The sequence below is a fragment of the Paenibacillus sp. FSL M7-0896 genome (assembly GCF_037975415.1).
GTDB lineage: Bacteria > Bacillota > Bacilli > Paenibacillales > Paenibacillaceae > Paenibacillus_AQ > Paenibacillus_AQ silagei.
Genome location: NZ_CP150250.1, coordinates 2974556 through 2993832 on the forward strand (window position 1 = coordinate 2974556; position 19277 = coordinate 2993832).

Annotated in this window: 21 protein-coding genes and 1 riboswitch; of the genes, 10 read left to right on the forward strand and 11 right to left on the reverse strand. The window is 54.7% G+C overall.

All coding sequences use genetic code 11. The features are described from left to right. Positions 1-53 precede the first annotated feature (53 nt). From thiE to MKY12_RS12540, 7 genes are all read right to left on the reverse strand, one after another. Entirely contained in the window at positions 54-719 is a 666-nt protein-coding gene (gene thiE / locus MKY12_RS12510; RefSeq protein ID WP_339256189.1) for a thiamine phosphate synthase, read from the reverse strand. Continuing rightward, positions 716-1543 (reverse strand): bifunctional hydroxymethylpyrimidine kinase/phosphomethylpyrimidine kinase, encoded by an 828-nt coding sequence (gene thiD / locus MKY12_RS12515; protein WP_339256191.1) that lies wholly within the window; start codon positions 1541-1543, stop codon positions 716-718. The genes thiE and thiD overlap by 4 nt, the downstream gene beginning before the upstream one ends. A 27-nt stretch (positions 1544-1570) precedes the next feature. Beyond that, positions 1571-2374, reverse strand: coding sequence for a hydroxyethylthiazole kinase (gene thiM / locus MKY12_RS12520; protein ID WP_339257454.1), 804 nt, complete (start codon positions 2372-2374; stop codon positions 1571-1573). A gap of 18 nt (positions 2375-2392) precedes the next feature. Further along, complete coding sequence (locus tag MKY12_RS12525; protein ID WP_339313961.1) at positions 2393-3478, reverse strand: ABC transporter substrate-binding protein; 1086 nt, start codon at positions 3476-3478, stop codon at positions 2393-2395. Further along, positions 3475-4251, reverse strand: coding sequence for an ABC transporter permease (locus tag MKY12_RS12530; protein ID WP_339313963.1), 777 nt, complete (start codon positions 4249-4251; stop codon positions 3475-3477). The genes MKY12_RS12525 and MKY12_RS12530 overlap by 4 nt, the downstream gene beginning before the upstream one ends. After that, on the reverse strand, positions 4232-5002 hold the full coding sequence (locus MKY12_RS12535; protein WP_339313965.1) for an ABC transporter ATP-binding protein: 771 nt from the start codon (positions 5000-5002) through the stop codon (positions 4232-4234). Before MKY12_RS12535 ends, MKY12_RS12530 begins: the two co-directional genes overlap by 20 nt. A gap of 130 nt (positions 5003-5132) precedes the next feature. Further along, positions 5133-5235, reverse strand: a riboswitch (TPP riboswitch). A 68-nt stretch (positions 5236-5303) separates the two neighbouring features. Continuing rightward, positions 5304-5960 carry a TetR/AcrR family transcriptional regulator gene (locus tag MKY12_RS12540; protein ID WP_339313967.1) on the reverse strand — a complete coding sequence of 219 codons (657 nt, stop codon included), beginning with the start codon at positions 5958-5960 and terminating at the stop codon, positions 5304-5306. A gap of 181 nt (positions 5961-6141) precedes the next feature. On the opposite strand from MKY12_RS12540, the gene MKY12_RS12545 reads away from it, so the two are divergent. From MKY12_RS12545 to MKY12_RS12560, 4 genes are all read left to right on the forward strand, one after another. After that, positions 6142-7662, forward strand: a complete 1521-nt coding sequence (locus MKY12_RS12545) for a DHA2 family efflux MFS transporter permease subunit (protein WP_339313968.1) — start codon at positions 6142-6144, stop codon at positions 7660-7662. Between the two features lie 178 nt (positions 7663-7840). After that, positions 7841-8695: an amino acid ABC transporter substrate-binding protein gene (locus MKY12_RS12550; protein ID WP_339313969.1), complete on the forward strand. Its 855-nt coding sequence runs from the start codon at positions 7841-7843 to the stop codon at positions 8693-8695. Further along, complete coding sequence (locus MKY12_RS12555) at positions 8695-9363, forward strand: amino acid ABC transporter permease (RefSeq protein WP_036729156.1); 669 nt, start codon at positions 8695-8697, stop codon at positions 9361-9363. Before MKY12_RS12550 ends, MKY12_RS12555 begins: the two co-directional genes overlap by 1 nt. 18 nt (positions 9364-9381) lie before the next feature. Further along, positions 9382-10131 carry an amino acid ABC transporter ATP-binding protein gene (locus tag MKY12_RS12560; protein WP_036729154.1) on the forward strand — a complete coding sequence of 250 codons (750 nt, stop codon included), beginning with the start codon at positions 9382-9384 and terminating at the stop codon, positions 10129-10131. Positions 10132-10710: 579 nt separating this feature from the next. Here the strand turns inward: MKY12_RS12560 and MKY12_RS12565 are convergent. Continuing rightward, a complete protein-coding gene (locus MKY12_RS12565) occupies positions 10711-11385 on the reverse strand; it encodes an S-layer homology domain-containing protein (RefSeq protein ID WP_036729152.1) in 675 nt (224 codons plus the stop codon). 114 nt (positions 11386-11499) lie between these two features. After that, entirely contained in the window at positions 11500-12075 is a 576-nt protein-coding gene (locus tag MKY12_RS12570) for a hypothetical protein (RefSeq protein ID WP_036729149.1), read from the reverse strand. 288 nt (positions 12076-12363) lie between these two features. Between MKY12_RS12570 and MKY12_RS12575 the strand changes: the two genes are divergently transcribed. Then, a complete protein-coding gene (locus tag MKY12_RS12575; RefSeq protein ID WP_036729146.1) occupies positions 12364-12837 on the forward strand; it encodes a transcriptional repressor in 474 nt (157 codons plus the stop codon). 182 nt (positions 12838-13019) lie between these two features. On the opposite strand, the gene MKY12_RS12580 is transcribed toward MKY12_RS12575, so the two are convergent. Further along, positions 13020-13700: a TIGR00266 family protein gene (locus tag MKY12_RS12580; protein WP_036729143.1), complete on the reverse strand. Its 681-nt coding sequence runs from the start codon at positions 13698-13700 to the stop codon at positions 13020-13022. 240 nt (positions 13701-13940) lie between these two features. On the opposite strand from MKY12_RS12580, the gene MKY12_RS12585 reads away from it, so the two are divergent. Further along, positions 13941-14156, forward strand: a complete 216-nt coding sequence (locus MKY12_RS12585; RefSeq protein WP_036729140.1) for a hypothetical protein — start codon at positions 13941-13943, stop codon at positions 14154-14156. A 3-nt stretch (positions 14157-14159) separates the two neighbouring features. On the opposite strand, the gene MKY12_RS12590 is transcribed toward MKY12_RS12585, so the two are convergent. After that, entirely contained in the window at positions 14160-14978 is an 819-nt protein-coding gene (locus tag MKY12_RS12590) for a helix-turn-helix domain-containing protein (protein ID WP_036729137.1), read from the reverse strand. A gap of 312 nt (positions 14979-15290) precedes the next feature. Between MKY12_RS12590 and MKY12_RS12595 the strand changes: the two genes are divergently transcribed. Genes MKY12_RS12595 through MKY12_RS12610 form a run of 4 tightly spaced genes read left to right on the forward strand, consistent with a single transcriptional unit; the run spans position 15291 to position 19275 of the window. Next, positions 15291-16058, forward strand: a complete 768-nt coding sequence (locus MKY12_RS12595) for a sugar phosphate isomerase/epimerase (RefSeq protein ID WP_339313970.1) — start codon at positions 15291-15293, stop codon at positions 16056-16058. Further along, positions 16051-17148 carry a Gfo/Idh/MocA family oxidoreductase gene (locus MKY12_RS12600; protein WP_036729132.1) on the forward strand — a complete coding sequence of 366 codons (1098 nt, stop codon included), beginning with the start codon at positions 16051-16053 and terminating at the stop codon, positions 17146-17148. Before MKY12_RS12595 ends, MKY12_RS12600 begins: the two co-directional genes overlap by 8 nt. A gap of 47 nt (positions 17149-17195) precedes the next feature. Next, positions 17196-18266 carry a Gfo/Idh/MocA family oxidoreductase gene (locus MKY12_RS12605; protein WP_339313972.1) on the forward strand — a complete coding sequence of 357 codons (1071 nt, stop codon included), beginning with the start codon at positions 17196-17198 and terminating at the stop codon, positions 18264-18266. 40 nt (positions 18267-18306) lie between these two features. After that, positions 18307-19275 carry a sugar phosphate isomerase/epimerase gene (locus tag MKY12_RS12610; RefSeq protein ID WP_036729128.1) on the forward strand — a complete coding sequence of 323 codons (969 nt, stop codon included), beginning with the start codon at positions 18307-18309 and terminating at the stop codon, positions 19273-19275. Positions 19276-19277 lie beyond the last annotated feature (2 nt).

Consider the following 19277-nt stretch of genomic DNA (forward strand, 5'->3'; position numbering starts at 1 on the left):
CACCCGCATTGTTCCACCAGCATCGTTCCACCCGCAGCGTGCCTGGTTTTAAATTATGAAGAAGGAGCGGTGACGAGCTGCGCGAATCTACGCGTAGTCTCGCGTATATCCTCAGCTCCGGCAATGGCCGAGATGATGGAGAGACCATCCGCACCCGCCCGGATTACCGGTGGGGCATTCTCCAGGGTGATGCCGCCGATTCCCACCACAGGAATGCTCAGGCCGCTTCGTCTTAGCTCTTCTATGACAGTAGTTCCCCGGACGGCCTGGGCATCATCCTTGGACGAAGTAGGATAGACAGGACCGACTCCGAGATAATCGGCGCCGTCCGCGATAGCCTGCCGGGCCTCCGTCAGATTATGTGCGGAGACTCCGATGATCTTATGCTCACCGAGCTGCTCCCGGATCAGCCTGGCAGGCAGATCATCCTGGCCGACATGAATGCCATCGGCATCCAGCGCAGCGGCAAGCTCCAGATCATCGTTCACGATGAACGGGATGTTATAGGCCCGGCAGATCTGCCGGAGCTGTTGCCCTAGACGGAGCAGTGCGGCACCCTTGAGCGCAGCAGGACCCTTTTCCCGGAATTGGAACAGAGTGATGCCCCCAGCGGCAGCAGCGGTTAAAGTGTCCTCGGGTGATTGGCGGCAGTTCACACTGCCCATAATGAAGTACAGCTTCAGCAGTCTGCGCATATCCTCGATGTCTATCCGTGTCATAGCGGTATCCCCCTTGATCTCATCCGGTTCCCATAAGCAAAATGATTCGTCGGCCCCTGCCCGGCCCCGATATTCAGACTATCCTCAATCGCCGCTTGAATGAAGGCCTTGGCGGTATGGACCGCTTCAGGCATGGAGCGGCCCAGCGCAAGACCCGCCGTCACCGCAGCCGAGAAGGTACAGCCGGTTCCGTGAGTATGCTTCGTCGCAATCCGCGGGCTGGACATATACTGGAATTCCCGTCCGTCATAGAGCAGATCCACGGCCTCATCTCCTGAGGAGTCATGTCCGCCTTTCAAGATAATGTACTCGGGTCCCATCTGATGAAGCAGTCTTGCCGCCTGTTCCCGGTCTTCCCGGCTCTCAATCTTCATACCTGTCAACATCTCTGCTTCTGGAAGATTGGGGGTGATGGCAAGCGAGAGAGGAAGCAGGCTTGTAATCAGCGCCTGTACTGCCTCCTGGAGCAGCAGCTGTGAGCCGCCCTTGGCGACCATGACCGGATCGATCACCAGCTTCTGCTGCCAGCCGTACTGCTGCACTTTACTGGCAACCACGCGGATAATGTCACTGCTGAACAGCATCCCTGTCTTAATGGCATCCGGCGGCAGATCACTGCCGATCGAATCTAACTGGGCTGCAACGGTCTCCGGCTCCATCGGATAGACGCCCTGGACTCCTAATGTATTTTGGGCGGTGAGTGCAGTAAGTGCAGACATGCCGTACACCCCCAGCTCCTGAAACGTCTTCAAGTCCGCCTGAATCCCGGCCCCGCCGCCGCTGTCAGAGCCGGCAATGGTCAACGCTTTGCGTATGCTAGTCATCTTGTTCTCTCCTTTGAGGTGCGCTTTCTAGGCTTCGAGCAGCTTCAGCCGTGAGCGGCTGCTGTATTGCTCCGGGGTCACTAGTGACAATTGATTCAGGAACAAGGTCTGGAAGCTGCCCGGACCTTGGGCTTCAGCCGCCTCAGCGGCAAGCTCTGCTGCCACGCCGTAGAAGGAGAGGGCCTCGGCCGCCGCCTCAAGCACCTCCCCGCCGCTTACGGCAAGAAATGCACCCACCACCGCACTGAGCAGACAGCCGGTTCCGGTTACCCGGGTCAGGATGGAATGCCCGTTGCTGGCGATATAAGTGCGCTTGCCATCTGTGATGATGTCTTCCTTGCCGGTGATAATTACGACACAGTTCAGCTTCTGCGCTGCTTTAATGGCTAGAGCTACTACATCGCCCTCGCCTGCTCCGGCATCCACGCCTTTGCTAGCCCAGCTCTCCCCGGCCACATTGGCAACCTCGGCCACATTGCCGCGCAGCGCAGTAAGCTGTAGCTCACTGAGCAGCTTAGCTGTAACATCCGTGCGGTAGGCGGTAGCACCGGCTCCAACGGGATCAAGCACGAGCGGTACATGGTGGCGGTTCGCAGCCTTTCCGGCTTCGATCATGGAAGCAATGGCAGCTTCATTCAGTGTACCGATGTTCAGCACAACCGCGCCGGACATGGCGGCGACATCCGCTACTTCTTCAATGGCATCGGCCATGAACGGCGAAGCTCCCAGGGCCAGCAGCCCATTAGCTGTGAAGTTAGCAACTACGATATTCGTGATATTATGCACCAGCGGGTTCGCCTGGCGTACTTTTGACAGATAAGACATATGAATTCCTCCTGAAAGATGTAATTAAAAATTAATAAAAGCATTCTTAACATCCACTTCGGCAGCCAGCAGACCGTTCTCGCTCAGCCACTGGTTCACCTTCTCCCATGATGCGCTGTCCTGATAGCCGAAGGGCTGGGAACCGGCATCCATCAGCGGCAGCAGGATCTCCAGACTGCGCTGCTCAATGGCTTCATCCAGCGGTGCGGTATCCTCCTGATGGGTAAGCAGCAGCTTCAGCGCTTCATCCGGGTGATCGGCAGTATACTGCTGGCCTTTTCTGATGGCATCCACGAATTTGTGATAAAAGCCCTGTGAATCCTGCAGTCCCTTCTCACTGGCGACCAGCACCAGCTCATAATAATCCGGGACCCCGTAATCCACAGGATTGAAAGAGCGGACCGGATGGCCTTCCTGCTCCAGAATCAGCTGCTCATGGTTGATGAACCCGCCCATAATGCCATCCACCCGTCCGGTGGAGAGAGCAGGGATCAGCTCATAGCCGACATCCACCAGCTTGAGGGAGGAAGGGTCCCCGCCGTCGCTTTTGACCATCGTGTTCAGCATGGCTTCATACAACGGGACGGAGGAATATCCGGCTTGCTTGCCGGACAGCTCTCCCGGGCGGGTAATGCCGCTGTCTGCAGCTACCATGAGATGATTCAGCGGGTGGCGCACCAGCGCAGCAATCGACTTGACCGGAATCTGCTCCCCCCGTGCCATCAATACCTGCGGCTGGTAACTGAGTGCCAGATCCACCTTTCCCGCAGCAACAAGCTTCAGCGCATCATTGGTATCGGCCGGCATCTGAATATCAACCTCCAGACCTTCCTCAGCGAAATAGCCTTCAGCCTCTGCCGCATACAAAAAAGAGTGGACAGCATTGGGATACCAGTCAAGCATAATCGTCAGCTTATGGACTGCGCCTTCGGCTCCAGTCCCAGCTTCAGAAGTGGCTGTAGTCCCCGCCGGGGAGCCGGAGGCCGCCGGACTGTTCGTATTGGTGCAGCCTGCCAGGACGGGCAGCATACAGAGCAGCAGAGCAGACAGTAGAACGGTTGGCCTTGAAATCGCATGGTGCAGATAACGGAAATAGCGGATAGTAGTCATGAATAACGTCCTCTTTTCTTCAGAATAATCTTCTCCAGTGCGGCGACAGCCAGAAACAGCAGGATACCGAGCACGGATAACAAGACAACAGCGGCGAACATCTTGGCACTCTGGAGATTCCCTGCCATTCTGCGGCTGAAATAGCCCAGCCCCTGGCTGCCTCCAAGCCATTCCCCGATGGTTGCACCGATCACACAGTACACAGCCGACAGCTTCAGTCCGGAGAAAAAAGAGGGCAGGGCCAGCGGAACGCCCACCTTCCCGAGAATCTGCCAACGGTTCGCGCCATATGTCAGCAGCAGCTCCCGGTAGGCGTCCGTGTTCTTGGACAAGCCGTCATAGGTGCCGATGACCACCGGGAAGAAAGCGGTCAGGAAGACAACGGCGACCTTACTCCATAGGGTGTAGCCGAACCACATGATGAACAGGGGAGAGAGCGCGATCAGCGGAACCGTCTGGCTGATGATCAGCAGCGGGTACAGCGCCTTGGCCAGCGGACTGAACAGGTGCATGGCGACTCCCAGCAGGCAGCCGCAGACCACAGACAGTGCGAAGCCCGTGAGTACCTCAAGCAGTGTAGCCGGCAGATGCACCCCGAATAACAGGCGGCGTTCCTCCAGCAAGGCCTTGCAGACCGCAGACGGAGCCGGAAGAATGAAGGGAGGAACCAGGCCCAGCCGGGCTACAGTCTCCCAGCCGGCAAGCGTCAGCAGGGCGAGCAGGGAAGCCGGACCGTAGTGCTGGAGCAATCTTCTAGGAGCGGCGGTTCTCATATAGCTTCAGCTCCAATTCCTGGCGCAGGGCGGCGAACTGCGGTAGATAGTTCAGACTGTGATGGCGCGGACGGGGTAGACCGGCTGGGAATTCCTGCATCCCGCCGCCGCCACTGCCCGTCATTAGATAGATTCTGTCACTGAGCAGTAGAGCCTCCTCCAGATCATGGGTGATGAACAGCACCGTCTTGTCCAGCTCCGCCCATAACTCGAGCAGCCAGCGCTGCAGTGAGCGCTTAGTAATGGCATCGAGCGCCCCGAACGGCTCATCGAGCAGCAGCAGGTCATTCCCCGCCGCCACGGTGCGGAGTACCGCCACGCGCTGGCGCATCCCGCCGGACAGCTCCTGGGGATAAGCCCCTTCGGTTCCCTCTAGGCCGAAGCGTTGCAGCAGGGTACGAATCTCGGCCACGGCGGCCGCTTTGGGACGGCTGCGCTTGAGTTCCCAAGGCAGCAGACAATTGTCCATTACGGTCCGCCAAGGCAGGAGAAGATCCTGCTGCGGCATGTAGGCCACACTGCCCAGCCTCTTCGCTGCTGTAGCGGACTCGGCTCCGTTCAGCGTAATCCTGCCGTTGTCCGGCTCCAGCAGGCCGGCGATGATTTTGAACAAGGTGCTTTTGCCGCATCCGCTTCCGCCTACGACAGAAATGAATTCGCCGCGCTGCACATTCATGGATAGCCCTGAGAAGACGGGTGTCCGGGACGAACCGGTCCCGAAAGCATAGGATAGATTGCTAATGTTGATCATAAGACTATGTACAAGCCTCCCCGGATTGAAGTAGAACCTGCGCGGAGCACAAAAAAGCCCCATTCATTCCCGGAGGCAATGAATGGGGCGGAAGGTACAGTCGGCTGCGGCCCTGTGACGGGAACCACTGATACATTCTGCTCCACTTCCCTCCGCTGGTATGATCCAGATCAGGTTCAAAGGGTCCGAAGCTTAAGCTCCGTCTCAGTCGGCCGACTCCCCTAGTGAATTAACAGGTGTTATTGAATTCGTAATTGCTACTTAATATACCACAAATTCCCCTCTTGTAAAGAGCAGGCGGTCAGCGCTTCGCCAGACCGGTCACGAACAAGGTGACGATGCCCCGGGAGATGTCCAGCTTGGAGGAGTGGTGCCGCTTTTGCTCATACAGGTACAGATCAGGGCTGAGGACAGAGATTAAGGCCGTGGCCGCAAAGGCAGGATCAATGTCAATAATCTCATCGCCCTCCGCAGCACGCTGCAGCAGCTCTGTCATCATCACCCCCAGCCGCTGAAAAAAAGGATGCTCAAACTGGGTCAGCTGCTTCTTACCGGTGAACTCGGCTTTGATCATATTCAGCAGCTCAGCATACTGCTCAATGAAATCGGCAATCTGCTCAATGCTGCTCTGCAGCTGAGCGAGAGCCGGAGCTTCACCGGCACTGGCAGCCACCTGCTGCTCCAGCCCGGACAGGAATTGATCTGTGCTGCCCTTCAGCAGTGCAGAACAGATCTCACCCTTGTCCGTGAAGCGGCGGTACAGGGAGCCTTGTCCTATGCCTGCCCGCTTGGCAATGCTGTACATGCTGACTGCCTCAAGTCCGCTCTCGGTGAACAACTGGCGGGCAGCTTCAAGAATCCGCTGTACATAAGGATCGGCGGACTCGGGCGGAGCGGATTCTTTGGCTTGCGGAGCTGAGCGCGGGAGCTGTGCAGCATCGGTGTCTGGCTTTTTCATGAGAACCCCTTTCAGAAATAAATCAGCGATTTACAGAAAAATAAATAAAAGAATTGACACAACGGACAATTGTCCGTAGACTATGAATTGCACTTACGGACAGTTGTCCGTTCACTCATTATATAGAACAATCTGCCCGCAGGTCAATGTTGAACGCGGACAGCTCAGGAGGAGAAGAGACATGGATCAGACCTTGAAGCAGGAAGCCGATTTCCGGCTGTCCAGCATTCTGGTTCCGCTGCTGGCCATTATTGCCGGAGTATTTATGGTTGTGCTGGACAGTACGGCGATGAATGTAGCCTTGTCCAGGCTGGTGGTGGATTTCAAGACGGACCTGCATACGCTGCAGTGGGTAGTTACCGGATATATGCTGGCTCAGGCTTCAGTTATTCCGCTGTCAGGCTGGCTGTCTGACCGGTTCGGGGCCAAGACGGTCTTCCTGACGGCGGTAATTGTGTTTACGATAGGCTCGATTCTGTGCGCTACACCAAGCAGCGCCGAATGGCTGATTGTTTTCCGGGTCATTCAGGGACTTGGCGGTGGCTGTGTGCTCCCTGTCGGGATGGCCTATGTGTACAGACTGGCCCCCAAAAGTAAGGTTGGAGTTGTCATGGGGATTATGGGTATTCCCGTCCTGTTCGCACCCGCTATAGGTCCGGTATTGTCGGGCTGGCTGGTTGAATACCATTCCTGGCGCTGGATCTTCCTCATTAATATTCCGATTGGCATCATTGCTGTGCTGATCGGACTGCGCAAGCTGCCGAATGCGGCGAAGAACAGCGTGCCCGGCATGGATAAGCTCGGTATGGTTCTTGGCCCGCTGGCGTTTGCTTCGCTCACTTACGGGGTCAGCCAGGGCGCGCAGAGCTGGACCTCTGAGAAGACGCTGATCGGGCTGCTGCTGGGCGCTGTGGCGCTGATCGCTTTTGTCATCGCTGAACTGCGCTCCAAGACACCGCTGCTGGAGCTGCGGATTCTGAAATCCGTTGATTTCACGACAGGGATCATCGTGCAGTGGATTGCCCAGTTCGGCTTATATGGCGCGTTATTCCTGCTCCCGCAATTTCTGCAGCAGGCCCGCGGCTTCGGCGCATTTGATACCGGCCTGACGCTGCTGCCGCAAGCGATCGCTTCCGGGCTGATGATGCCGGTTGCCGGAATCTTGTTCGACCGGATCGGTGTGCGCTGGCTCGTGGTCTGCGGTCTCAGTCTGGTCTCCGGTGCGTTATTCCAGTATTCCCATGTGGATCTTACCACGCAGAGCCGCGACCTGATCCTTCCGCTGATCATGTGCGGGGCCGGAATGGGTATGATGATGATGCCGATGAATACGCATCTGCTCAACAAGGCACCAAGTCATCTGGTGAACCGGGTAACCTCGCTGACGAATTCGATGCAGCAGGTGATTACCTCGCTGGCCGTCTCGACGCTGGTTACGATTCTGACGGCAAGAACAACGGCGCGCGGTACCGAGATGCAGGAGGCCGCTGCCGCTGCCGGAAAGAGTACCGCAGGCGCTTCGCAGGATGCCTTGCTGCTGGCTAAGCAGACGGTATTGTCGCAGGGCTTCGCGGACACGTTCCACATTATGATGTTTGTCGCACTTGGCGGTGCGGTCCTTGGACTGCTGCTGCGCCGGGGCCGCCATTCCGGAGCTGAGCGTTCCAAGGAAAAGGCGGCACCGGAAATCATGCACGTATAGCTATGCCCACACAGAAGCAGAGCTTGTAACATCCATAGAGCAGCGATTCTCCTTTTGCCGGAGGGTCGCTTTTTTTTGTTGATTTCTGTTCTGAATATCCTGATGCAGGAGCAGAATTTGGGGCAAGCTAAGCTATGGAAAATCAATACAATAGAAGATACGAGAGGGGATTCATCGAATGAAAAAACTAAGTCTAACTATTATGCTGCTCCTGACCATGGTCACGGCTGCGGCTTGCGGAAGCAACAATACGGACAAGACAGCAACGGGCGGCAACACTCCGGCTGAACCTACGGCTGCGGCTACAGAGGGTGCAGCTTCCGGGGAGCAGAACAGCCTGGAAGCCGTCAAAGCCAGCGGCAAGCTGCGCATCGGAACGGAAGGGACCTACGCACCGTTCACCTTCCATGATGCAGACGGCAAGCTGACGGGCTTCGATGTCGAGATCGCCGAAGAAGTCACCAAGCGCCTGGGTGTGAAGCCGGAGTTCATTGAGACGCAATGGGATGGGATTTTTGCCGGGATGGATGCGAAGCGCTTCGATGTGATTTTTAATGAAGTCTCTATCACCGATGAGCGCAAAGTGAAATATGATTTCTCCGATCCGTATATTGTCTCCAAGGCTGTGCTGATCGTGCCGGAGGATAATCAGGATATTAAGACATTTGCTGATCTCAAGGGTAAAAAAGCCGGCCAGTCGCTCACCAGCAACCTCGGCAAAATCGCCACAGACAACGGTGCCGAGATCGTATCTACCGAAGGCTTCAACCAGGCGATTGATCTGCTGCTCTCCGGACGGATTGACGCCACTGTCAATGACGGCTTGTCTTTCCTAGATCTGAAGAAGCAGAAGCCGGATGTCAAGATCAAGCAGGTGGATGAGATTGCCGAAGGCTCGCATAGTGCCGCAGTCTTCCTGAAAGGGAATGACGAGCTGGTGCAGGCTGTGAACGAAGCACTGACCGATATGAAGAGCGACGGAACCTACCTTAAGATCTCCGAGAAGTACTTCGGCACTGACGTATCGAAATGATGGATGACCGCCAAATACAAATATTTCTCGATTCATTGCTGCCTCTGTTCAAAGCAGGGGTGGCTTTTACCCTTCCGTTAGCACTGGTATCATTCATCCTGGGTCTGCTGCTGGCTGTAATTACGGCACTTGCCCGGCTGTCCTCCTGGAGGCTTCCGCGGCTCATCGCCCGGTTCTATGTCTGGGTGATCCGGGGAACGCCGCTGCTGGTGCAGCTGTTTATTATTTTCTATGGACTGCCCGCCGCCGGGATTGTGCTTGATCCATTCATCGCCGCTGTCATCGGGTTCACGCTCAGTGTCGGGGCCTATTCCTCGGAGATTGTCCGCGCCGCCATTCTGTCTATCCACAAAGGCCAGTGGGAGGCCGCGTTCTCGGTGGGAATGAGCCGGAAGCAGGCTCTGCGCCGGGTGATATTGCCTCAAGCGGCCCGTGTGTCGGTTCCGCCGTTATCGAATTCTTTTATTAGCCTGGTTAAGGATACTTCGCTTGCGGCCAGTATTACTTATGTTGAGATTTTCCGAAAAGCCCAGCAGATTGTCGCGACCTCCTATGAACCCCTGCTGCTTTATTGCGAAGCGGCGTTGTTCTATCTGCTGTTCTGTTCCGTGTTGTCGGCGCTGCAGAATTACTTGGAGAAGCGGCTGGACCGGTATTCGGCCAGTTAAGGTTAAGGAGGCATACGCATGATTGAAATACGCGATTTACATAAGTCCTTCGGGCCGCTTGCGGTGCTGAAAGGTGTGGATCTCGCCGTTGAACACGGCCAGGTCATGGTCATTATCGGACCTTCCGGCTCCGGCAAAACCACGCTGCTGCGCTGCTTCAACCTGCTGGAGACCCCTGACAAGGGCAGTCTTACGCTGAACACGATTAAGCTGGATTTCACCCCGGGCGCCAAAATTCCACAGCGTACCGTACTGTCCCTGCGCCAGCAGACAGGAATGGTGTTCCAGTCCTATAATCTGTTCCCGCATATGACGGCGATCGGCAATGTCATGGAGGGACAGATCACGGTGCAAAAGCGTTCCAAGGAGGAAGCGCGCAGCAAGGCACTGGCACTCTTGGACAAGGTGGGTCTGGCAGACAAGGCAGATGCGTATCCGCATCAGCTGTCCGGCGGCCAGCAGCAGCGTGTAGCGATAGCCCGCGCCATGGCGGTCTCGCCGGAGGTGCTGCTGTTCGATGAGCCGACCTCGGCGCTTGACCCTGAGCTGGTCGGCGAGGTGCTGAAGGTCATCAAGCAGCTGGCCCGGGAGGGGATGACGATGGTTATCGTCACCCATGAGATGAAATTCGCGGCCGATGTAGCCGACCGGATCATCCTGATGGATAACGGAGTCATTCTGGAGCAGGGAACCCCCCGGGAGGTACTGGAGCAGACGAAGAACCCGCGCGCACTTCAATTCCTGAACCGGCTCAGCGGGGAAGAGTGATTGCGGGACGGAGTATATTAAGGCAGACCGGGAGGGGAGTCCTAGTCTGTCTTTTTATTGTTTTGTAGGAAATTATAGTTACTGTCCATTGCGGATATAGTGTACATGCATAAAACCGAATGCAAATGGCTGGTACAACAGTTCATGAGCTAATGTATGTGAAAAACAGCATACATTGTGTTCGCAAGCAGGCACACGGTCTGAATATATGTGAAAAACAGCATAAATTGTGTTTACGCGAAGATGAGGTGGTAGGCGAACGTAAACGAAGAAGTGCACTTGAATCCGTGTTTGTAACTCCCCTCTTTAAACAGCGGAGCGGGCGGAATGATTGTGGAGAAGCGGAGCGGTCGCCTTTGTATCCGGATTTTCACCGATTAGGGGAATGAAAAAAATCTGGATGCAAGAGCGATTGGAACAACATTCCGTTTGCGGAGCGTGCTCCTAAGCGTCGCCGTAATTTATACTCCATTACAAATACAATAAAAAAACAAGACTGCCCCTAGCCGTAACGGCTTCCGGGGCAGCCTATTATCTATCATACGCGGATAAAGCGGTATGAACGAATCCAACTTTCCTTTACTTCTGTGTGCCGCCATCGCTAACGGACTTCAAGTAGTCCAGCGTGTTATACAGCATTACTGCTGCTTCAGCGCGGGTAATATTGCTCTTCGGATTGAACTTGCCGCTGGCATCGAGGGCAGTGATCTTGTATTTCAGCGCCCGCTGAATGCTGCCCTGATAGGAAGGGTCCAGCGCGTCTGCATCTGTAAGTTCAACTGGGACAAGATTTATCATCGGCAGGTTACCGGCCTTTTCCACAGCTTGAACCAGCATACTGGTATACAGCTCTTTGGTAATCGGCTTGGCCGGATCGATATTGGCCGGGATATTCACACCATTATAATGGGCATTGATGAAGGCTTCGGCGTACCAGGCATTGTCTTTTACTTTGGAGAACAGCGCACTTGCCTGTGGTGCCTTATTGAAATCAATCGCTGCCAGGCTAAGCTGGAGACCGCCGGAGATAAACTGTATCCCTTGCGCTGTAGTTACTGTGGATGCCGGCAGAAATTGGGTGTCGGAGATTCCTTTGATCAGGCCTTGCTCCTTCAGAGAGTTGATCTTATCCTTACCGGTAACCTGGCCGATATCTTTGAAGCTGCTGCCGGCTGCGAAAATTTGTCCGCCAAGAGAGAAGGAAAGGAGGGTTACTGCTGTAATAGCTGCGATCGTGTTTTTTTTCATACTCATCTGAATTCCACCTCTATTATAGGGTTGGGCCGTTTGGCCTGTATCAACTCCTCTAACGTAATGAGATCAGAAAAGGTTGCAAGCGAATGTATCCCGGTCTACAGGTCCGGCCAGCTACATCATTTCCTGAAACAGCAGATTGCGGTAGGGGTACCGGCTGAATCTGGTCTTGAACAGCAGGGCTATTCCGCTTTCTTCAATCGTTACGGATTTCAGTGACGTTGTCTTCACATGGCTGCGGACCATCGCCCTTACCGCCCGGTTGTCCTTACGCCGGATGGCGGCAGCCATCGCTTCCGCGAAGCTCCGGTTAACCGCAAGCTCGCGGTACAACGGGATGATGGAACGCGCTATGCAGCGGTGGGCGTCTGTATTGAAGGTGAACTGAGCGGTTCCCGGCGGAATCGTCGTGCCATTGGTATAGAAGGCAACAGGCAGCGGGAAAGGGAAAGAGATGAAATAACCGATCCCGTTCGTTCCGTAATTCTCCGCATCCGCAAGTGCGGGGATACTGTGGAGCAAGCTGCCCATCAGGTCCAGGTCGGCAGTGACAATCGCGGTTGTCCATTGCCTGGCATAACTGCGGTTTCCGGCAATTTTCCGGTAGAACGGCAGCATGGCCGCAGCTACGCTGCGCAGTACACGGGCTGTTACAAGCCGCTGCGTCTGCTTAGGTTGTACTTTCGCCATCCGGATCATCCTCACTTTTTTACAGATTCGTTTCAATATAAGCACCTATAGGTTTTATGTGATCTTGATATAGAGTATGGGGATAGCGGGCACTTCGGAATGGGCGGACCCGGTTTCGGCAGAAATATTATCTGTGCGTGGAGCGGCAGAGGGGGGGCTATTACGGGCAAGTGGTGTTATACTGGTGTCAGGACTTTTCTTTGACGGGCAAGTTTGTTATGCTTATATCGTAACGATTACTAATTATTCTGCGGGAATTGTTCTGCTTCCGGAAAGGTGGGAACCCGGGTGAACCGAGTGGCAAATATCAGCCAGCAGTTTGCGGCTCATAATTATAAGCTTACACCACAGCGTGAGGCGATAGTGAGGGTGCTGCTGGATAATGAGAAGGATCATCTAAGCGTGGAAGAGGTATATATGCTGGTCAAGCGCAGTTACCCGCATTTGGGGCTGGCGACCGTCTACCGTACCTTGGAGCTGCTGTGTGAACTTCATATTGTGCAAAAAATGAATTTCGGCGACGGCGTCGCCCGTTATGATCTGCGCGACGACGATCATGTGCATATGCATCATCACCTGATCTGCAATGTATGCGGTAAGCTGGAAGAGATCAAGGATGATTGGCTGGTGGAGCTGGAGGCGCGGGTAGCCCGTGAATATGGCTTCAGTGTGACTGATCACCGTCTCGATTTCAAAGGCACCTATAATAGCTGTCAAAAGAACGGCTGCAAGGGCGACAAGGACTGCCGCGCCGTCTCATAAGCACAACTGCAACGCACAGAAGGCGCAGGGCTGAAGTTCAGCCTGCGCCTTCTTGCTAATATAAGAAGTTATAGGTTTTACTCTATAACTTATCCTTCTATTTCTCGCTGAAACGGTGCCGTCCCTAAAAGGACGGCAAAGCCGTTTCCACTGGTGTATAAGGAATCTGCGAAATGCCGCTGCTAGGAGCGGTTCGGAACGAAGGATTTGATCCAGGTTCCGAAGCTGCCGGGATTGCGGGTCTGAACCAGGATCACCCCTTCGCCGCGGAACCGGCAGACCAGGGCCTCGCCGCTGGTTAAGCTGTTCAGCCAGCCGGAGGCTGCTTTTTCCACCTTGTAATCCATATAGTCCGGCCAAGCTACAAGGTGTCCGTTATCGATGATCATCTCTTCACCCGGCCCGAGGTTAATGGCGTGAATTGCTCCGAAGGAGGAGAGGAAGACGGTGCCCCTGCCGCTGATTTCCAGAATGAAGAAGCCTTCGCCGGAGAACAGGCCGCGGGTCAGATTCTGCATCTTGGTATTGACCTGAATGCCTTGGGTTCCCGCCAGGAAGCCGTCCTTCTGTACGATCAGCTTGTACGACCCGTCCAGCTCAATGGCCTGTACATCCCCGATGGAACCGGGTGAGAGCAGCACCTCACTCTGTCCGCGCGTGGCGGTCAGCTCCTGGAAGAAGAATTTCTCCCCGCTCAGCATGCGGCCCAGGCCGCGCATAATTCCGCCGTCCACGGTGCCCCGCAGCTCCACATTCGGTGACATGGCGACCATCGCACCCATCTCCGCCTTAACGCTCTCGCCCGGCTCCAGCAGGACCTTAAGCATGGCGAAGGCGCCGTCATACAGCACATCATATTTCATAATAGTGTTCCTCCTCATTCTTCCGGTTGTATTCCTATGATCACAGGTATGTAGCTTGCTCCTCAAGGATACTGTAACAGGCTGTTCTACTGCAAGCCGCGCTTTAGGCAACAAGGAGCTAACATGCGGTAAGAGATGATTATAGTGAAGAGTACCGGGCAGCGATTAAGATATTGTGTTAAAATTGAACAGACAGTGCAGCCGCACTGAATATACGATTGACAAGGAGTGTCGCCGCTTATGGCACGGACAAGAACGCAGAAGGCGCTGCTTAAGGCAGAGCGCTCAGGCACATGGTGTGCAGAAAGAAACCGCAGACTCAATCAGGATTACGGGGCCATCTCTCAGCATGTCAGAGTTACACCCGGCAAACGCCAGCAACTGAATAAGGTCAAACACAAGGAGCGGATCTTCCATGATGGCGCTCCTTTTGCATGCCTGGGAGCAGCGGGGTAATACTTATACCTGTGCCCTGCTGTGAATACGGTACTCCTTGGGCGACATGCCGAACCGGCTGCGGAAAATCCGGTGGAAATAGGTATAGTTCGCAAAACCGCAGGTCTCGGAGACATGCTCCAGCGGCATGGGGCTGAACGTAATCTTTTCCCGGGCCATATCCAGCCGTACATCATTTACATATTTGACAATCGTGGTGCCGAAGGCTTCCTTGAACAGATGAACCGCCCGGGAGACAGAGATATCCACATGTGCGGCCACATCCTCCAGCCGGAAGGCGTAAGAGGCGTGCTCTTCAACGTACTGCTTCATCCGGTAAGCCAGGTAAGCCTTCGGTGAGATCGCGGGCTGATCAATCATCAGCCGGTCAATCTCCATACACAGAATCTGCAGATAACAAGCAGAGATATCCGGAGAGGAGTCCGACAAGCGGCGCTGTTCCAGCACAAGCTGGCGGAAGAGGCCTAGAATATGATCACTCATCGGCAGGCGGAGTACCGCCGGTCGCTGCTTGCGTCCCCACCATTCTTCAATCCACGGGCCGCTGCAAAAGATATGATAGTCACCGCTCTCGATCCTCGGCTTGCCGACGGGATAGACTTCCTTGTCGATACTCAAGTAGTAGGGATCATTCGGTGCGAACAGCATGAGATCACCGCTCTCAACGGTCGTAATGGCTCCGTTCTCCCTGGTGCGGCTGCGCCCTTCAGTCTGGAGCCGCAGCAGATAATACTGTACACCCTCGCTGCGTGACATATGAAATGGTTTGCGGTGGAAGGAGAATCCGGCGGATAGAATGTGGCAAGCGGCAGATGTTGTCATGTGTCCCTCCTAGTCTAATAAATGATAAGCAGATTGTTCATGTTTTAATCATATTATTCATTTTATTATATACGCTTTCATATTACCATGTAGCTAAGCAAAAAACATATAAATGATGTGGAGAAGGCCGTATTGCGGCGCTAATCGCTACATTTACAAACTCTGGAAGCAGTGGATGAAACCATGAGAACGCTGCGTTCTCCAATGTTTACAGCCCGTTTGTTCAGGTGATGCGCTTCAGGGAAGGTAACCGGGAGTGCGGCGGCAGCAAGAACAGGATAACTCCGGATCATATAAGGAGTGGGAATAACAATGCTTAAGGTTGGACTGCAGCTGTACACGCTGAGAGAAGAACTGGAACAGGATTTCGAGGGAACTATACGTAAGGTAGCCGAGCTGGGCTACAGCGGTGTGGAGTTCTTCCACTATTTCGGCCGTACGGCCGGGCAGGTGAAGGCGCTGCTTGAAGAGACAGGGCTTGTTGCTGTCGGAGCACACCGTCCGTACGATGCGATGCTGAATGATACGGAGCAGGAGATCACCTTCAATCTGGAGATCGGCAACCGCAATCTGATCGTGCCTTATCTGACAGAAGAACAACGGAACTGGCCGGAGGTAGCCGCGGGTCTGCGGACCATCGGCGAGAAATGCAAGGCTGCCGGTGCTGTTCTGTCTTATCATAATCATGATTTTGAATTCACGGAGAAGGTTGACGGCCAGCCGGCCTTTGATTATCTGTTCGAAGCGGTGCCTGCTGAGCAGCTTCAAGTAGAGATGGATACATGCTGGGTGTATTACGGCGGATATGATCCGGCAGAATATATCCGTAAGTATGCAGGACGCCTGCCGATCATCCACCTCAAGGATCTGAAGAAGAAAGAAGACGGCTCACCGGAGACTGTAGTACTCGGCGAAGGTGAAGTGGATCTGGCTGCGATCATTGAAGCAGCAGCTGGCGCTGGTGTGGAATGGGCAGTGGTGGAGCAGGACTTCTGCAGCCGCTCGCCGCTTGGTAGTGTCGCTGACAGCTTGAACTGGATCAAAACATACGAGAATCAAGGAGGAAGTATTCATGTCTAACAAACTCAAAATTGCTATTATCGGTTGCGGTGGTATCGCAAACGGCAAACATATGCCAAGCCTTGCCCGTCAGGAGGATGCCGAAATGGTGGCATTCTGTGATATCGTGGAAGAACGTGCCCAGGAGGCTGCCAAGACCTACGGCTCGGAAGGCGCTGCTGTATTTACCGATTTTCGTGAGCTACTGGCAACGGGCGGATTCGATATCGTACATGTCTGCACGCCGAATGACAGCCACTCCGAGATTACGGTTGCCGCACTGGAAGCCGGCAATCATGTGCTGTGTGAGAAGCCGATGGCCAAGACCACTGCTCAGGCTAAGGAAATGCTGGATGCCGCCAAGCGTACAGGCAAGAAATTGTCTATTGCTTATCAGAACCGTTTCCGCGCAGACAGTGAATATCTGAAGGGGCTGTGTGAAGAAGGGGAGCTTGGCGATATCTATTACGGTAAGGCTATTGCGCTTCGCCGCCGCGCGGTTCCAACCTGGGGCGTGTTCCTGGATGAAGAGAAGCAGGGCGGAGGTCCGCTGATCGATATTGGTACCCATGCGCTGGATCTGACACTCTGGCTGATGAATAACTATAAGCCGCGTATGGTAGTAGGCTCCACTTTCCATAAGCTGGGCCAGAAGAAGAACGCCGCGAATGCCTTCGGTCCGTGGGACCCTGAGCAATTCAAGGTTGAAGATTCCGCCTTCGGCTTCATTACAATGGAGAACGGTGCTACAATTGTACTTGAATCCAGCTGGGCGCTGAATGTGTCCGAATTCGGTGAAGCCAAGACCATGCTTGCCGGAACGGAAGGCGGAGCGGATATGAAGGACGGGCTGCGTCTGAATGGCGAACGTGCCGGCCGCCTGTATGAGACCAAGGTGGACCTGTCCTCCGGCGGTGTCGCCTTCTACAGCGGAGCTGCAGAGAATGAAGCAGACCGTGAAGCCCGTCTGTGGCTGGAAGCCGTAAGAGAAGACAAGGACCCGGTGGTTCTGCCGGAGCAGGCCTTCGTAGTTACCCAGATTCTTGAAGCAGTGTATGAATCAGCACGTACCGGACGCGCCGTATATTTCGACGGAAGTTCTGACAACTAAGAGCTTCTCCGGGTCACGCGACTATTAGACAAACAGGAGTGGAATCCATGAGTTCAATCAAACATACTGTAGCCATCGTTGGTTACGGCGGAATGGGAAGCTACCATACCCAACTAATCAAAGAGAGTGACCGGGTGGTAGTGACCGGTGCCTTCGATTTGCTGGCAGAGCGGCGCGCCCTGGCTGAGGAAGCAGGCTACACCGCGTATTCCAGTTATGAAGAGTTGCTGGCAGATCCGGCTGTGGACATCGTTCTGATCGCTACACCGAATGATGTACACAAGGACATTGCCCTTCAGGCTTTTCAGATCGGCAAGCATGTAGTCTGTGAGAAGCCGGTTGCCATGTCCTCGGCTGAATTCATCGAGATGCAGGCTGCTGCGGAGGCGGCCGGACGGGTGCTGATGGTGCACCAGAACAGACGCTGGGATGAGGATTTCCGCGTAATCAGGGAGATGTATGAGCGGGGGACGATTGGATCACTCTTTCAGATTGAATCCCGGGTGCATGGTGCCAACGGAATTCCCGGCGACTGGCGTCATGTGAAGGAGCAAGGCGGCGGGATGCTGCTGGACTGGGGCGTGCATCTGCTGGATCAGCTGTTGTTCATGATTGACAGCAAGGTGAGCAGTGTCAGCAGCAGTCTGAGCTTTATCCTCGGCAATAACGTGGATGACGGATTCGATGCGGTGCTGCGGTTCGAGAACGGCATCAGAGCCATCGTCGAGGTAGGGACAACCAATTTCATCACGATGCCAAGATGGTATGTGAAGGGCACCGGGGGAACCGCTATTATTGAAGACTGGTCGCTGAGAGGCAGAATTGTAGCCCCCAACCACGAATCGGAAAAGATTGAACCGACACCGATCCGCGCAGGTGTAGGCTTGACCAAGACGATGGCCCCGCCTTCTGAAGGCTCGACCGTCCTTGAAGATCTGCCTGCGGCATTAGAGATGACCTCCAGCTTCTATGATAATCTGGCCGCTGTCATCGAAGGCACGGCGGAGCCGATTGTCAAGAATGCTGAGGTGCTTCGTGTGCTAAGACTGATTGAGGCGATCTTTGAAGCAGCAGAGCGTAACGAGACGGTTAAGAATTTCGATATCTACGGAGCTTAAGCAGGCTTCAATACAACCTTAGGAGAGGTGGAATCTGCAAATGAAACTTGGAGTATTTATGGTGTTGTTCGGCGGCCGCAAGCTGGAGGATGCACTGGATTATGTGGTCTCCAAAGGACTGAAAGCCGTTGAGATCGGTACCGGAGGGTACCCTGGAAACAGCCACTGCAATCCCAAAGAGCTGCTGGAGAATGAAGCGGCCCTTCAGGAATTCAAGCACGCGATTGAATCCCGTGGCTTGATCATCAGCGCGCTAAGCTGCCACGGCAACCCGCTGCACCCGCAGAAGGAGCTGGCAGACAAGGATCACGAAGTGTTTGTAGACACCGTGAAGCTTGCACAGAAGCTGGGCGTCAAGGTTGTGAATACCTTCTCCGGCTGTCCGGGCGATCATGAAGGCGCGAAATATCCGAACTGGCCGGTTGCCCCATGGCCGAATGATTACCAGGAGATTCTGGCCTGGCAGTGGGAGAACAAGGTCATTCCTTATTGGACAGAGCAGGCGGCCTTCGCCACTGCACATGATGTGAAGATTGGTCTTGAGCTGCACGGAGGCTTCTCGGTACACACTCCGGCTACCCTGCTGAGATTAAGAGAAGCTGCCGGGGATGCCATAGGGGCGAACCTTGACCCGAGCCATATGTGGTGGCAGGGAATTGATCCGGTACAGGCCATTCATATTCTCGGCCGTGAGGGTGCGATCCATCACTTCCATGCGAAGGATACCGTTATTGATCCGGTGAACGTCAACAAGCATGGCCTGACGGACATGCAGTCCTATACGAATATGCTGGACCGCGCCTGGCAGTTCCGTTCCGTAGGCTACGGACACGATGTCAAGGTCTGGGCAGATATGATGAGCGCACTGCGTCTGGTAGGCTACGACTTTGTAGTCAGCATTGAGCATGAAGACGGCCTGATGTCCATTGAAGAGGGCTTCTCCAAAGCGGTTGACAATCTCAAGCAGGTGCTGATCGAAGAGCCGCTGTCTGAGATGTGGTGGGTCTAACC